At 66.7% G+C, this 13153-nt stretch carries 13 protein-coding genes; 2 read left to right on the top strand and 11 right to left on the bottom strand.

Translation table 11 applies throughout. The features are described from left to right. The first annotated feature begins 179 nt into the window (after nt 1-179). Entirely contained in the window at nt 180-569 is a 390-nt protein-coding gene (locus Q9235_RS09775; RefSeq protein ID WP_306226706.1) for a RidA family protein, read from the top strand. On the opposite strand, the gene Q9235_RS09770 is transcribed toward Q9235_RS09775, so the two are convergent. The 3 genes from Q9235_RS09770 to Q9235_RS09760 are packed head-to-tail and all read right to left on the bottom strand — an operon-like array spanning nt 548 to nt 2850. Then, a complete protein-coding gene (locus Q9235_RS09770) occupies nt 548-1765 on the bottom strand; it encodes a cyanate transporter (protein ID WP_306226704.1) in 1218 nt (405 codons plus the stop codon). The genes Q9235_RS09775 and Q9235_RS09770 overlap by 22 nt on opposite strands. A gap of 4 nt (nt 1766-1769) precedes the next feature. Further along, nucleotides 1770-2243, bottom strand: a complete 474-nt coding sequence (locus Q9235_RS09765) for a nucleoside deaminase (protein WP_306226702.1) — start codon at nt 2241-2243, stop codon at nt 1770-1772. A 13-nt stretch (nt 2244-2256) separates the two neighbouring features. Then, a complete protein-coding gene (locus Q9235_RS09760) occupies nt 2257-2850 on the bottom strand; it encodes an ankyrin repeat domain-containing protein (protein ID WP_422678305.1) in 594 nt (197 codons plus the stop codon). Nucleotides 2851-3120: 270 nt separating this feature from the next. Here Q9235_RS09760 and Q9235_RS09755 point away from each other — a divergent pair, with 270 nt between their 5' ends. Further along, nucleotides 3121-3978: a LysR family transcriptional regulator gene (locus Q9235_RS09755; protein WP_306226700.1), complete on the top strand. Its 858-nt coding sequence runs from the start codon at nt 3121-3123 to the stop codon at nt 3976-3978. Between the two features lie 6 nt (nt 3979-3984). Here Q9235_RS09755 and Q9235_RS09750 read toward each other — a convergent pair whose 3' ends face one another. From Q9235_RS09750 to Q9235_RS09715, 8 genes are all read right to left on the bottom strand, one after another. Then, on the bottom strand, nt 3985-4869 hold the full coding sequence (locus Q9235_RS09750) for a DMT family transporter (RefSeq protein WP_306226699.1): 885 nt from the start codon (nt 4867-4869) through the stop codon (nt 3985-3987). Further along, nucleotides 4866-6155, bottom strand: a complete 1290-nt coding sequence (locus Q9235_RS09745; protein WP_306226697.1) for an ArgE/DapE family deacylase — start codon at nt 6153-6155, stop codon at nt 4866-4868. The genes Q9235_RS09750 and Q9235_RS09745 overlap by 4 nt, the downstream gene beginning before the upstream one ends. A gap of 27 nt (nt 6156-6182) precedes the next feature. Beyond that, nucleotides 6183-7790: an ABC transporter ATP-binding protein gene (locus Q9235_RS09740; protein WP_306226694.1), complete on the bottom strand. Its 1608-nt coding sequence runs from the start codon at nt 7788-7790 to the stop codon at nt 6183-6185. A gap of 8 nt (nt 7791-7798) precedes the next feature. Next, nucleotides 7799-8635, bottom strand: coding sequence for an ABC transporter permease (locus tag Q9235_RS09735; protein WP_306226692.1), 837 nt, complete (start codon nt 8633-8635; stop codon nt 7799-7801). 157 nt (nt 8636-8792) lie between these two features. Then, entirely contained in the window at nt 8793-9770 is a 978-nt protein-coding gene (locus Q9235_RS09730; protein WP_306226691.1) for an ABC transporter permease, read from the bottom strand. A gap of 165 nt (nt 9771-9935) precedes the next feature. Then, the gene (locus tag Q9235_RS09725) at nt 9936-11504 is read right to left on the bottom strand and encodes an ABC transporter substrate-binding protein (RefSeq protein WP_422678304.1); all 1569 of its coding nucleotides are present in this window, start codon (nt 11502-11504) and stop codon (nt 9936-9938) included. 123 nt (nt 11505-11627) lie between these two features. Beyond that, nucleotides 11628-12422, bottom strand: a complete 795-nt coding sequence (locus Q9235_RS09720) for a bestrophin-like domain (RefSeq protein WP_306226690.1) — start codon at nt 12420-12422, stop codon at nt 11628-11630. A 114-nt stretch (nt 12423-12536) separates the two neighbouring features. Further along, nucleotides 12537-13145, bottom strand: a complete 609-nt coding sequence (locus Q9235_RS09715; RefSeq protein ID WP_306226689.1) for a helix-turn-helix transcriptional regulator — start codon at nt 13143-13145, stop codon at nt 12537-12539. Between the last annotated feature and the right edge of the window lie 8 nt (nt 13146-13153).

Below are 13153 nucleotides of genomic sequence, written 5' to 3'. Positions count from 1 at the left end.
CGGCTGTCCGACCCGGCCTGCATCCAATTTAGTCAATCGGAGGCGCGAGAGAAGAGATATTGCAGAATACTGCGGTGACGATGGCCGAATGAGCGGCGTGACTTACACCGTTTCCCGAACGCTGCATTCCGCCGGGTGCGTCCAGTCGCTAGGGTGACCGCCCGTCGACGGAGCCTGCCATGCCCAAGCGCATCATCACCTCGGACCGCATCCACAAGGGCCGCCTGCCCTTCGCCCAGGCCACCGTCGCCGGCGGCTTCATGTTCGTCTGCTGCGTCGGCACCGACAAGGACGGCGCGCTCGCGATCGGCGATCCCCGCGCCCAGACCCAGCAATGCATCGACAATATCAAGGCGCTGCTCGAGGAGGCCGGCGGCAGCCTCGACGATGTCGTGAAATGCACGGTCTACGTCACCGACCGCGCCTATTGGGAGCCGATGAACGAGGTCTATTTCGCCAATTTCGCCGAGGCGACGCCCCATCGCGTCTCCTGCATCGTCAACGGGCTAGGCTCGCCGAACTGCCTCGTCGAGATCGACGCGACCGCCTATCTCGGCGACAAGGCCTGATCGGCCTTCGGCATCAACCGCATCGCGCGGGCATAACCGCGCGGCGCGAAGCGCAGCGCCATCAACCCCGCCAGCACGGCGCAGGCCAGATGCAGGAGCCAGCCGGCGGTGAAGCTGCCGCCGGCATCGCGCAGCAGTGCGACGATCAAGGGCGGGACGGCGGAGATCAGAAAGCCGCCGCCCTGCATCAGCGCCGACAGCGCCCCGGCATTTGCGGGATTGTCGATATGGTCGAGCGCCACGATCAGGAACAGCGCGAAGCCGGCGCCTAAACCGGCGCCGATCGCAATCGCCCAGCCGGTGGGCGCAGCAAGCGGCCACCAGGCCAAGCCGGCAAAGCCGACGGCCTGACAGGCCAGTGCAAGCCAGATCCAGAATCGGCGATCTGGATTGCGAGCCGCCAGCGCGGGAATAACCAGCGCTGCTAACGCCTGGCTCCCCGCCATCACCGCCAGCACGCCACCGCTCTCGGCCCCCGACCAGCCCATCGCCTGATAGGCCGGCGCCAGCCAGGCGACCACCGAGGCATAGCCGCCATTTACCAGCCCGAAACAGACCATCAGGAGCCATGTGCGCGGGCGGCGCAGAAGGACGAGCGCCGGCAGTCCGCCGCCCTGCCCCGATCGGCCGGACGGTATCGCCACCGCTGACACGAGCATCGCCAGCGCGGCCGGCAGGGCGATCCAGCCGAGGCCGAGATGCCAGTTCCCGGTCTGTTGAGCGATCAGTGGCGAAAGCTGCGCGCCGAGAGCGCCGCCGCCCATCAGCATGGCCGAATAGAGCCCCATGACCAGCGCGACCCGGTCGGGGAATTCGGCCTTGACGATGCCGGGGAAGACCGACTGCACCACCGCGACACCAAGCCCGCAGAAAGCCGCCGTCGCGATCAGCGCCTCGCCGCTCGTGGTGACCAGCCGCAGAGCCGCAGCAGCACAGAGAATGCAGAGCGCGCCAACCACGGCCGTTCGCGCGCCGAGCATGCGCTGGAGCCAGGGACCGGCGAAAGCGCAGATGCCCATCAGCAGCATGGGCACCAGCGTGAACAGCGAGAGGCTGCCATAGCCGAGACCGGTCGCAGCCTGGACTTCCGCCGCGAGCGGGCCGATGCCGGTCAGGAAGGGCCGCAGATTCAAGCCGACCAGCACCACGGCCGCGAGCAGAAGCGCCCGTGAAGCGCCGGATCGAGCAGGATTCATCGCTTCAGGCCGTCTTAGGCTGGCGCCGCTTCCATTCGGCATAGAGATCGGGCCCGGTTTCGAGGCGAACGGGCACGTAAGCGATCTTCATCGACTGCTCGGCGAAGGGCTTGGCCAGATCGGCATAGATCGTCGCCGTCGACAGGCCGAAGGGCGCGCCGTCGTCGTTGGAATAGGCGTAACAGACCTCGCTGATTCCTGAGAGCCGCATCGCCGCCATGCACATTGGACAGGGATGGCCGCTGGCATAGACGGCGCAGCCGGCAAGGCTTGGCGAGCCGAGCTTGCGGCTCGCCGAGCGGAGCGCCATCATCTCGGCATGGGCGGTCGGGTCGTTGGTCGCAACGGTCTCGTTGACACCGGTAGCAAGGACCTCGCCATCCCGGACGATCACCGCCCCGAAGGGCCGGCCGCCCTTCTCCATATTGGCTTGCGCAAGCTCGATCGCCTCGCAGAGAAAACGCTGTGCCTGGCTCATGCTCGCCTCCCGTTCAGCGGCCGCCGGCGGCGAGCAGGATCTGCTGCATCTTTGTCTGGCCGCGGCTGCGCGCATGCTGGAGCGGGGTGACGCCATCGCGGTCGGCGAGGTTCACATCGGCACCGGCGGCGAGCAGGTCCTTGACGACCTGCTGATGCTTCTCGCCGCCATCGCTGAGGATGATCGCCTCCAGAAGGCCGGTCCAGCCGAGATTATTGATGTGGTCGACCTTGACGCCGGCCGCGATCAGGATGCGGACCGTCTCGACATGGCCGCGTTCGCAGGCCGGAATCAGCGCCGTGCCGCCATAGCGATTGGTGCTCTTCAGGTCCGCGCCATGCTCGAGCGTGAGCTTGAGGATGGCGAGGTGGCCGCGCGCACCGGCATAGAGATAGGGGCTGTCGTTCATCCCGTCCTTGGCGTTGACGTCTGCTCCGGCCTCGATCAGGGCGCGGGCGGCGTTGACGCGGTTCTCATGGGTCGCGACCAGCAGGGCGGTCTGCGCCCGACCATCGCGCGTATCGACGGCGACGCCCTCGGCGAGAAGCCGCTTGATCGCGACGACATCATCCTTGGCCGCGGCGGCATGCAATCTGGTGTCGGTCATGGCTTGTCCGAAGGTTGTCTGAGGGCCGAAGGCCAGCATGAGGAAAACGAAGGCGAGGATCGGCGAAAATCGGGTCAATTCCGTCTCCCTTGGAGGCGCGGGCGACATCGGACTCGCGCAGCGCCATCCCTGTCGATCAGGCAAGCAAGCCTGCCTTGATCTCCAATTAAAGGCCTCGGCGTCCATCTGAAAATTAAATATCTGGATATCGTCCAGTCGCTTTGCGAATATGCATGGCATCCCTGCTTCAGACCTGCACCACCCGCTCCGATGCTCGATCCCCGCCTGCTCCGCTCCTTCGTCGCGATTGCCGATACCGGCAGCTTCACCCAGGCGGCCGAGCGCTTGAACATGACGCAGTCGACCATCAGCCAACAGCTCGCGCGGCTGGAGGAAGCTGTCGGGCGCGGCTTGATCGACCGCGTCGCCCGCCCCGTCCGCGCCACGGCTTCGGGCGAGCGGTTGCTCGGTTATGCCCGGCGCATCCTGACGCTGCAGCAGGAGGCCGAGACCATGCTCGGCGATTCCGCTGGCACCGCTTCGATCCGCATCGGCGTGCCCGACGATATCGTCACCGGCAACATGGCGCAGGTCTTCGCCGGCTTCACCCGGCAGCATCGCGAAGTCCGGCTCGACGTGGTCGCGGGCTTGAGCCGCGAACTGACGCGGCGCTACCGGGCGGGTGAATTCGATATCGTCATCGTCAAGGAGGCCTCCGCGAGCTCCGACCATCGCGCCAGCTATCCCGAGGCGATGGCCTGGTTCGAGAGCATCGACGCGCCCGGGTCCTGGCCGGAGCCGCTGCCATTGGTGACCTTCCCGCCCGGAGGCCTCTATCGCGACGCGATGTTCGAGCGGATCGAGCGCGAGCGGCACCGCTGGTACATCGCGCTGTCGAGCAGCAATCTCTACAACGTCATCGTGGCGGTCGAGGCAGGGCTCGGCCTCTCGCTGCTTCCGATCGGGACCACGATCGGCCGCCGGGTCCGGCCCTACGTGCCCTTCGGCATGGAGCCGGCGATGGTCGTCTCGATCTATTCCTGGGAGAAGGGCGGCCTCATCGCCGAACTCGTCGGCGCGATGAGCGCGGTGCTGGCGCGGCGCTATGCCATCCCCGGCCAGAGCTGAGCCGCGTCAGCCGCGACGGGCCGGGATCAGGATCGCGCCGGAAGCGGCGATCACGAGGCAGAGGCCAAGCCAGTCGGTCGCCGTCGGCCGCTCGCCGAGCAGCAACACCGAACCGAGCACGCCGATCGCCGGCACCATCAGCGTGCCGAGACTCGCTATGCCTGCTGGCAGGCGCGCCACCACCGTGAACCAGAGGAAATAGGCGAGCGCCTGCGCGCCGATGATGTGGAAGCTCAGTGCCGTCAATACGCGCTGCGACAAGAGTTTCGGCACCGGCACGCCTTCGAAGACCAGCATGCCGATGCCGGCGACGCAGCCCCCGATCAGCAGTTGCCAGGCAGCGATCGTCAGTGCCGGGGCCGAGACCGGCCAGCGCTTGGTGACGATCGTGCCGAAGGCCCAGCTTACCGCCGCGCAGAGCGCCAGCATCAGGCCGAAGGAAAGCTGCCCGGCCAGGATCAATGGCAGGCCGAGGCAGACGAGGCCGGCGATGCCGAGCGCGAGCCCCGCCAGACGCCGACCGTCGAAGACCTCGCCCAGCACGAAGCGCGCGAGCAGCGTCGCCCAGATCGGCATGGTGAAGGTCAGGATCGCGGCGCGCGAGGTCGGCGCGGCGAGCTGCGCGAAGGCGAGCAACACGTTGAAGGCGGCGATCGAGAGAAAGCCGGCGACGACCAATCGCGGCCACTGTGCGCGCGGCACGGCGAGCGGGACGCCCCGCACCAGCGCGATGCCGACAAGCACAAGCCCGGCGAAGCTCATGCCGGCGGCGCGCAAGGTCCAGGGTGCGATCTCGGTCAGCGAGATCCGCACCGCCGGCCAGTTGAAGCCCCAGAGCAACCCGAGCAGCGGGACCAGAAGCAGGGCCCGGCCCGGCGTCGTCGCACTCACCCCTCGATGCTTTCGAGCCCGCACCATTCGGCGACGAAGAGCGCCATGGCACCGGTGATGCGCTTCACAGAGGCAAGGCTGACGCGTTCGTCGAAGGCGTGGATGTTCTCGCCCATCGGGCCGTAGCAGAGCGCCGGGATCTTGTCGTAGAGCGCATGGACGCGGGTATCGAGATAGGCCGCCGTCATGAAGCTCTTGAGCGGCTTGCCGAGCGCCGCCTCATGGGCGCGGGCGAGCACGGCTTCCGCCTCGCTGCCCGGCTCCAGCACATAACCCTCGGCCCAGAAGCCGTTGAAGGTGACCTTCGGCGGGTTGTTCGCCAGGAAGGAATCGCCACGCGCGGCCTCGCGAATGCAGTCCTCGATGCGCTGCGCCGTCTCTTTGGCAGTGACGCCCGGATAGAGGCCGACGCGGCAGTCGACCCGGCACCAACAGGGCACGGAGGAAGCCCAGTCGCCACCCTCGATCTTGCCGATGTTCAGGTTGATCGGATGCGGATCGTTCTCGAAATGCTCGCGGCCGGCCTTCTCGAGATTGAACTGTTCCTCGAGTTTGCGGAGCGCTCCAACGACCCGATAGGCGGCGTCGATCGCATTGGCGCCGGTGCCCATCTCGCGGACATGGGCGGGGATGCCGCGCACCTCGAACTGGAACCAGAGCACGCCGGCATTGGCGCGCGCCAGCATCTCGTATTCCGGCTCGGGGATCAGCGCTGCCTCGGCGCGATAGCCGCGCAGATGCGTCATCAGCGCGCCGTTGCCGGTCGATTCCTCCTCGACGACGGATTCGACATAGACCGTCGCCGCCGGCTGCATGCCGATGCGGCGCAGTGCATCGAGGCAGAAGAGATTGGCGGCGGAGCCAGCCTTCATGTCGGCGCTGCCACGGCCATACATCCAGTCGCCTTCGATCACGGGGTCGAAGGGCGCATGCTTCCACTGATCGGCCGGGCCGGCCGGGACGACGTCGACATGGGCCTGCAGGATGAGGGAGCGGCCCTTCTCCTCGCGGGGGCGATGGATGCCGACGACGATCGGGGCCTCGGAATGCGTATCGGAGAAAGGCGCTCCGCCCGGATGGGCCGCGATCGCCTCCCTGTCCATGGCGAAGCGGTCCATGATGAAGCCGCGCTGCTTCATCGCCCGGAAGATAAAATCCTGGACCGTGTGCTCCTGCCCGCGGGTCGAGGCGAAACGGACCAGTTCCTGCGTATAGGCGACCTGCTCGTCGAAGCCCGCCTCGACGGCGGCGAGGATTTTTTCGCGCAAGGCGGGATCGAGAGGCATGGGCAGGCTCCGGCTGGGGGTCGTCTATTAGTGCCCGAAGCGCCCGCCGCCCGGCACCGCCGCCAGCAGTTGCCGCGTATACGCGTGCTGCGGGTCGGCGAAGATCGCGGCGGTCGGGCCTGCCTCGACGATGCGCCCGCGCTGCATCACCGCGATGCGGTCGCAGATCTGCGCGGCGACGCGCAGATCATGGGTGACGAAGAGGATGGCGAGGCCGAGCCGGCTCTGGATATCCTTGATCAGCTTGAGGATCTGGGCCTGCACGGAGACGTCGAGCGCCGAGACCGCCTCGTCCGCCACGAGCACGTCGGGTTCGAGGGCGAGCGCTCGGGCGATGCCGACGCGCTGGCGCTGGCCGCCCGAAAATTCATGCGGATAGCGGTCGATCGCATTGGCGGAGAGGCCGACGAGTTCCAGCAGTTCCTTCGCCCGCGCCAGCGCCTCCTTGCGCGGCGTGCCATGGGCGACGGGGCCGTCCGATATGATGCGGCCAACCGTCTGGCGCGGGTTGAGCGAAGCGAAGGGGTCCTGGAAGACCATCTGGATGCGCTTCCGCTGGCGGCGCAGCTCGGCGGGCTTCAATTCGGAAAGGACGAGGTCGCCGAGCGCGATGCGGCCGCGATCAGGTTCGATCAGGCGCAGGCAGCAGCGGCCGACGGTCGACTTGCCGGAGCCGGATTCGCCGACGAGGCCGAGCGTCTCGCCGCGAACCAGCGCGAAGGAGATGTCGTCGGCCGCCTTGACCTCGCGCGCGACGCCGAAGAGCGAGCGCTTGCGATAGGTCTTGCCGAGCCCCTCGACACTGATCACCGGCGCGGTGTCCGGCAGCGGCGGCAGCGCGGCCGGCGTCAGCGACGGCACGGCGGCGAGCAGCTTCTGCGTATAGGGGTGGCGGGGAGAGCCGAGCACCTGATCGGCCGTGCCCTCCTCGACCAGCACGCCCTTCTCCAGCACGGCGATGCGGTCGGCGATCTCGGCGACCACGCCCATGTCATGGGTGATGAAGAGCACGGCCGTGCCGTGGCGATGACGCAGGTTGTCGATCAGCTTGAGTATCTGTGCTTGCGTGGTGACGTCGAGCGCGGTCGTCGGCTCGTCGGCGATCAGGAGCTTGGGTTCGAGCGCGAGCGCCATCGCGATCATCACGCGCTGGCGCTGGCCGCCCGAAAGCTCGTGCGGATAGGCCTTGGCGAGGCGCGGCGGGTCGGGCAGGCCGACCTCGGTCAGGAGTTCTATGGCGCGAGCCCGGCGCGTCGCCTTGTCGTGCAGGCCATGGGCCTCGAAGGTCTCGACGATCTGGTCGGAGATGCGCATGACCGGATTGAGCGAGGTCATCGGCTCCTGGAAGATCATCCCGACCTCGCGGCCGCGCACCTCTTGCATCGCCTGCTCGTCGAGGGCGAGAATGTCGCGGCCCGCGAGCCTGATCGCGCCGGCGACCGGCTTCACCGCCTTGGGCAGGAGGCCCATCACGGCATGGGCGATCATCGACTTGCCGGAACCGGATTCGCCGACGACGCAGAGCGTCTCGCCCGGCTGGATGGCGAGCGTGACTTTCTCGACCGCGTTGGCGCGGTCGGCCATCGCAGGCAAGGCCAGCGTCAGCCCTTCGATGGAGAGCGCAGGCGTTGTCATTCGCGCCGTCATTCCCGCCCCCTGGCGAGGCGCGGGTTCAGGGCATCGTTCAGCCCCTCGCCGGCGAGATTGAGCGCGAGCACCGTCAGGAAGATCGCGAAGCCCGGGAAGAACGAGATCCACCAGGCGTCGAGCAGGCGCGTGCGGCCGGCACCGACCATGTAGCCCCAACTCATCAGGTTGGGATCGCCCAGCCCGAGGAAGGAGAGCGAGGATTCCAGCAGGATCGCCGAGCCGATCATCAGCGAGCCCATGACGATGATCGGCGCGATGGTGTTGGGCAGTACCTGGCTGAAGATGATCCGCGGCGTCGACTGGCCGATGGTGACGGCCGCCTGGACATACTCGCGACTTCGGAGCGAGAGCACCTCCCCTCGCACCAGCCGCGCCACCGGCGGCCAACTGACTACCCCGATCGCGAGCACGATCGAGCCCAATTGCGGCTGCAGGATCGCAACCAACACGATAGCGAGCGCGAAGGACGGAATGGTCTGGAAGAACTCGGTGAAGCGCATCAGCGCATCGTCGACGAAGCCCCCGGCATAGCCGGCGACGGCACCGAGCGGCACGCCGATCACCAGCGCAACCAGCGTCGAGACCACGCCGATCATCAGCGAGACGCGCGCGCCATGGACGAGGCCGGAGGCGAGGTTGCGGCCGAGCGTATCGGTGCCGAGCAGGAAGCGCTCGTTGACGAACGGCGCAAGGAAGGGCCGCGCCACCGGGCGCCAGGGCGATTGCGGATAGAGCGTCGGTGCCAGAATCGCGAAGGCGATGACGGCGAGCAGGATGACGATGCCGATGACGGCGCCGCGATTGCGGACGAAGCGCTTGAGGAAATTCATGCCGCGTTTTCCCCACAGCCCTCATCCTGAGGAGCAGCCTTCAGGCTGCGTCTCGAAGGATGGTCCAGATGGTTCCAGAGCCTCCTGGAACATCCTTCGAGACGCCGCTGACGCGGCTCCTCAGGATGAGGGCTCGGGTTGGATGGAGGACGAGATCTCATGCGTGCGCCTCGATGCGCGGATCGACGATCCGGTAGACCAGATCGGTCGCGATATTGAAGCAGACGACCATCGCCGAGGAGACGAAGAAGACGCCGAGCAGGACAGAGTAGTCGCGCTGCACCAGCGCATCGAACATCAGGCGGCCGATGCCGGGCCAGGCGAAGACGGTCTCGGTCAGCACCGCGCCGCCGACGAGTTGGCCGGCCTGGAGGCCGGCCAGAGTCACCACCGGCAGGATGGCGTTGCGCGCCACGTGCCGGCGCCAGACTCTGGCCTGCGAGACGCCCTTGGCCCGCGCCGTCTTGACGAAATCGGCGCCCGCCACCTCCAGCATCGAGGCCCGCATCATCCGGGCATAGAGCGCAGTGAAGAACAGGCCGAGCGTCAGCGAAGGCAGGATGAGGTGATGGGCGATGTCGAGCGCCCGAGCGAGGCCGGTATAATTCGCGCCGATGGTTTCATAGCCGACATTCGGCACGAGCCCGAGTTTCAGCGCGAAGACGATCTGGCTCATCAGCGCGATCCAGAACAGCGGCGTCGCGTAGAAGGCCAGCGCCAGCGTGGTGATCAGACTGTCCGACCATTTGCCGGCGCGCCGCGCCGCCAGCGCACCCATCGCCGTGCCGACGACGAGCGAGACGATGAAGGCCGCGCCCGTCAGCAGCAGCGTCGCCGGCAGGCGCTCCATGATCAGGCTGAGCACCGGCTGCTGCTGGCGATAGCTGAAGCCGAGATCGAAGGTGAGATAGCCCTTCAGATAGATCCAGAGCTGGGTCAGGAAGGGCTGGTCGAGGCCGAAGCGGGCGCGTAACTGTTCGAGCAGTTGTGCATCCGCGGCGCCGGCCTCGCCAGCGAGCACCTGCGCGGGATCGCCCGGCGCGGCACGGATCAGCAGGAAGTTCAGCACGGCGATCGCGAAGAGGACGATGATCCCCTTCACGAGCCGGCCGGCGAGGAATTGCGCGAGGTTCATTCAGGACTTTCGTGAAGCCTGCCATCCCGCGTCTGCGCGGCGCGAAGTGCCGCCGCGCAGACGCGGGACCGTCGTCAGGATGGGGCGGCCCTGGAACCCGACCCCGATACGATCCCGGATCGCCGCTTCGCGGCGTCCGGGATGACGCGCTCCTTCGAGCTCGCCCTACTCCTTCCAGGCGTCGCGGAAGCCGTCGTTCACGCCGACGCCGGTCGTGACGAGGTTCTTGACGTTGCAGCGGTAGATGGTCGGGAAATCCATCTCCAGCAGCCAGAGCACCGGCAACTCGTCGGCGAGGATCTTCTGGATCTTGGTGTAGAGCTCCTGGCGCTCCTTGTCGGTCGGCGCGATCGCCGCATCGGCGAAGAGCTTGTCGACCTCGGGATTGGAATAGCCGCCGACATTGGCGAAGGGATTGCCCTTGGCGATGTTGGCGGAAATGTAGGAGCGCGCCACGCCCATGGCGGGGTCGCCGAGCTGGTAGAGGAAGTTGAAGTTCAGGTCGAAATCCCAGTTCGACGCCTTCTGCGTCCAGCCGGGCACGTCGGTGTTCTCGATCGTGACCTTGACGCCGACATCCTCGAGGTTCTGCTTGATCGCCTCGGACCAGCGGCTCCAGGTCTCGCCATAGGGCAGGTTGAGCAGTTTGATCGTCTCGCCCTTGTAGCCGGAGGCCTTGATCAGCTCCTTCGCCCTGGCGGGGTCATAGGTGTATTTCGGCACATCGGCCGAATAGAACTTGGTCTTGGACGAGATCGGCCCGGTCGGCAGCTTGCCGAGGCCGCCCCAGACCACGTCCTTCCCGAATTCGCGATCGATGGCGTACATCAGGCCCTGGCGGAACTGCTTGTTGCCGAGAATGCCGTTGCGCACGTTGGGCGTGATCCAGGCATGGGGGGCGAACATCTCCCAGCCCTTGGTCGTCATGCAGGTATTGGGCAGCTTCGACAGGCGTGCAACGTCGTAGACATCGACCGAGCCGCCGGTCAGCACGTCGACCTTGCCCGTCTCATAGGCAACGGCGCGGGCGGCTGCATCGGGAATGATCTGCCAGTAGATCTCGTCGAGGTTCGGCTTGCCCTTCAGCCAGTAGTCCTCGTTCTTGACGAGGTGGATATAAGAGCCCTTCTTCCACTCCTTGAGCTTGAAGGGGCCGGTGCCGATCGGCGTGTTGTTGGCGGGGTTCGCCCGGTAATCCGTGCCGTCATAGATGTGCTTGGGGATCATCGGCGCGGAGGCGACCTCCTGCGTCATGATCATCGGGCCGAAGGGCTGCTTCAGCGTGATCTTCACGGTGAGATCGTCGACCTTCTCGATCTTCTCGACCTGGGCATTGACGATCGGGCGCCAGCGCGGATGGACCTCGCGCAGGAACTTGTCGAGGGTGAAGACGACGTCATCGGCCGTGAACGGCTTGCCGTCATGCCATTTGACGTTTTCCTGGAGCTTGAAGGTGTAGACCTTCGCGTCCGGCGAGATCTCCCAGCTCTTGGCGAGCGAAGGCTGCGGCTCGAGCTTCTCGTTATAGCGCAGCAGCGACTCGTAGATGTTGCCCGCGACCATGTTGGTCGGGCCGTTCTGGTTGAGGCCCTGCATCAGCATCGGCGGCTCGGGCTGGACGACGACATGAACCGTCCCGCCCTTCTTCGGCTCCTGTGCCTGCGCGGCGCCCAACACCAGAACCGACGCAGCCAACGCCAGACTCAACCGCAATCCCGTCATCCCACGCACCATCTGCTCGTTCCCCCGTCTCGTATCGAGATCGTATCGTTTGAATCGGGCCTATTCGGACCGTCGGATGCCATCGCACCCGATCGCGCGTCTCTTGGCAAGCGCCGCGCCAACGGCCCGGAGGCCTCAGCGCACCATGCCCGCCAGCGCATCGCGCATCGAGGTGCTGGAAATGCCGAACAGGCCGCCATAATGCGTCTCGAGATCGGTGATCACGAACATCACGGTCGAGATCGAGACGATGCCGATCGCCAACACGATCGCCGCGAGGCGCTTGCGCGGAATCTGCAAGCCGAAGCTCAGGAAGACCAGCATCAGCCAGAAGGTCATGACGCTGGTGAACAGCGGCGAGACCGGGCCGCGCACATCCTCGATCACCGCCCAGCGCCGCTGCTGCACCCGCTGATAGGCCACCCGGCACTCGGACGCGAGATTGCTGCGCAGCGTATCCGCCGGGGCGAGGCCGTTAACCGCCCGGCCGATGCGCGTGATGAGGGCGCCGAGCGCGGGATCGGCACCTTCGCGCGCCATGGCAGCGGTATCGGGATAGGAGGCGCCGGCGGGTTTCGGTTCCTGCGGCCAGGTGCTGGCGATCACGCCCGCGGTATAGCTGCGCAGGTCGAGGCGGATCGGATCGGCCTCACTGCCATAGCCGCGCAGGCATTCGTCGAGCTGGGCGAGCCCGGCCGCATCGGCATTGCGGTCACGATAGGCCTGGTCGAAAGCCCCTTTGACACTGGAAAGCTGCAGGCTGAGCACGAGAGCGGCGAAGGTGACGAGCAGGCTCGTCACCAGCCGGATCGCCTCCATGGTGCGCTCGGAGAGATGCTCTTCCGAAAGCCAGCCGCGCAGCTTGACGCCGAAGATGGCGCTTCCGCTCAAGAGCGCACAGAATATGAAAGCGGACAGCGTCTCGGCCATGATCGCGATCGCCCCCGGGCGGATGCGGCGCTTCCGCATACCGGCCCAGATGGGCGTGCAATGGCAAGCTATGTCAACGGTGCGAAAGCGGCCTCCGCCCCTGCGTTCGCGCGGTCAGCGCATCTCCTCGACATAGGTCGCGACGAAGCGGACGAGTTCGCTCTGCCGGGCCGTGCCGGTCTTGGCGAATAGGCGCTGGAGATGCGTGCGGGCCGTTGTCGGCGCGATGCCGAGCCGCTTGGCGGCGATGATCGTGTCGAGCCCCTCGACCATCAGCACGAGCATGCGCTCCTCGGTCGGCGTCAGGCCGCAGGCCTCGCTGACCCGGGCGATGTTGCGGTCGATCGCGCTTTCGGGATCGTCCACCGTCAGGACGAACAATTCGATGCTGGCGAGATGGACGGCATCCACGGCGATCTGCCGGCCGCTCCGGAGCACCAGCGGCAGCCGCGTCTCGCCAGCCGCGCTGCCATTGCGGCAGCGCTTCAGCCAGACCTGCAAACGCGCCATGAAATCCTTGTCATAGGCGGTGAAGCGATCGAGACCGCCGAGCCCGTCACGGGCGAGCGCCTCCGCGCCGCGGTTGCCGAAGCGCTGGTTCAACTCGGCATCGATGACGAAGACCGGCCGGGAAGCGCGCCCGAAGGCCTCGGGGGCCACGTCGTGGCGCGGGGGAAACGGGGTGTAGCTCGTCCTGCCGACAATCGAGACATGAAGCGACATCGCAATAT

Source organism: Bosea beijingensis, assembly GCF_030758975.1.
GTDB lineage: Bacteria > Pseudomonadota > Alphaproteobacteria > Rhizobiales > Beijerinckiaceae > Allobosea > Allobosea beijingensis.
Note: the sequence above shows the minus strand (reverse complement) of the source record. Positions and strands in the feature narration are given on the sequence as shown.

What these genes read in the sequence shown, in the direction of transcription:
- Q9235_RS09775 (WP_306226706.1), top strand. Translation starts at nt 180, where the DNA reads ATGCCCAAGCGCATCATCACCTCGGACCGCATCCACAAGGGCCGCCTG.
- Q9235_RS09770 (WP_306226704.1), bottom strand. Translation starts at nt 1,765, where the DNA reads ATGAATCCTGCTCGATCCGGCGCTTCACGGGCGCTTCTGCTCGCGGCC.
- Q9235_RS09765 (WP_306226702.1), bottom strand. Translation starts at nt 2,243, where the DNA reads ATGAGCCAGGCACAGCGTTTTCTCTGCGAGGCGATCGAGCTTGCGCAA.
- Q9235_RS09760 (WP_422678305.1), bottom strand. Translation starts at nt 2,850, where the DNA reads ATGACCGACACCAGATTGCATGCCGCCGCGGCCAAGGATGATGTCGTC.
- Q9235_RS09755 (WP_306226700.1), top strand. Translation starts at nt 3,121, where the DNA reads ATGCTCGATCCCCGCCTGCTCCGCTCCTTCGTCGCGATTGCCGATACC.
- Q9235_RS09745 (WP_306226697.1), bottom strand. Translation starts at nt 6,155, where the DNA reads ATGCCTCTCGATCCCGCCTTGCGCGAAAAAATCCTCGCCGCCGTCGAG.
- Q9235_RS09740 (WP_306226694.1), bottom strand. Translation starts at nt 7,790, where the DNA reads ATGACAACGCCTGCGCTCTCCATCGAAGGGCTGACGCTGGCCTTGCCT.
- Q9235_RS09735 (WP_306226692.1), bottom strand. Translation starts at nt 8,635, where the DNA reads ATGAATTTCCTCAAGCGCTTCGTCCGCAATCGCGGCGCCGTCATCGGC.
- Q9235_RS09730 (WP_306226691.1), bottom strand. Translation starts at nt 9,770, where the DNA reads ATGAACCTCGCGCAATTCCTCGCCGGCCGGCTCGTGAAGGGGATCATC.
- Q9235_RS09725 (WP_422678304.1), bottom strand. Translation starts at nt 11,504, where the DNA reads ATGGTGCGTGGGATGACGGGATTGCGGTTGAGTCTGGCGTTGGCTGCG.
- Q9235_RS09720 (WP_306226690.1), bottom strand. Translation starts at nt 12,422, where the DNA reads ATGGCCGAGACGCTGTCCGCTTTCATATTCTGTGCGCTCTTGAGCGGA.
- Q9235_RS09715 (WP_306226689.1), bottom strand. Translation starts at nt 13,145, where the DNA reads ATGTCGCTTCATGTCTCGATTGTCGGCAGGACGAGCTACACCCCGTTT.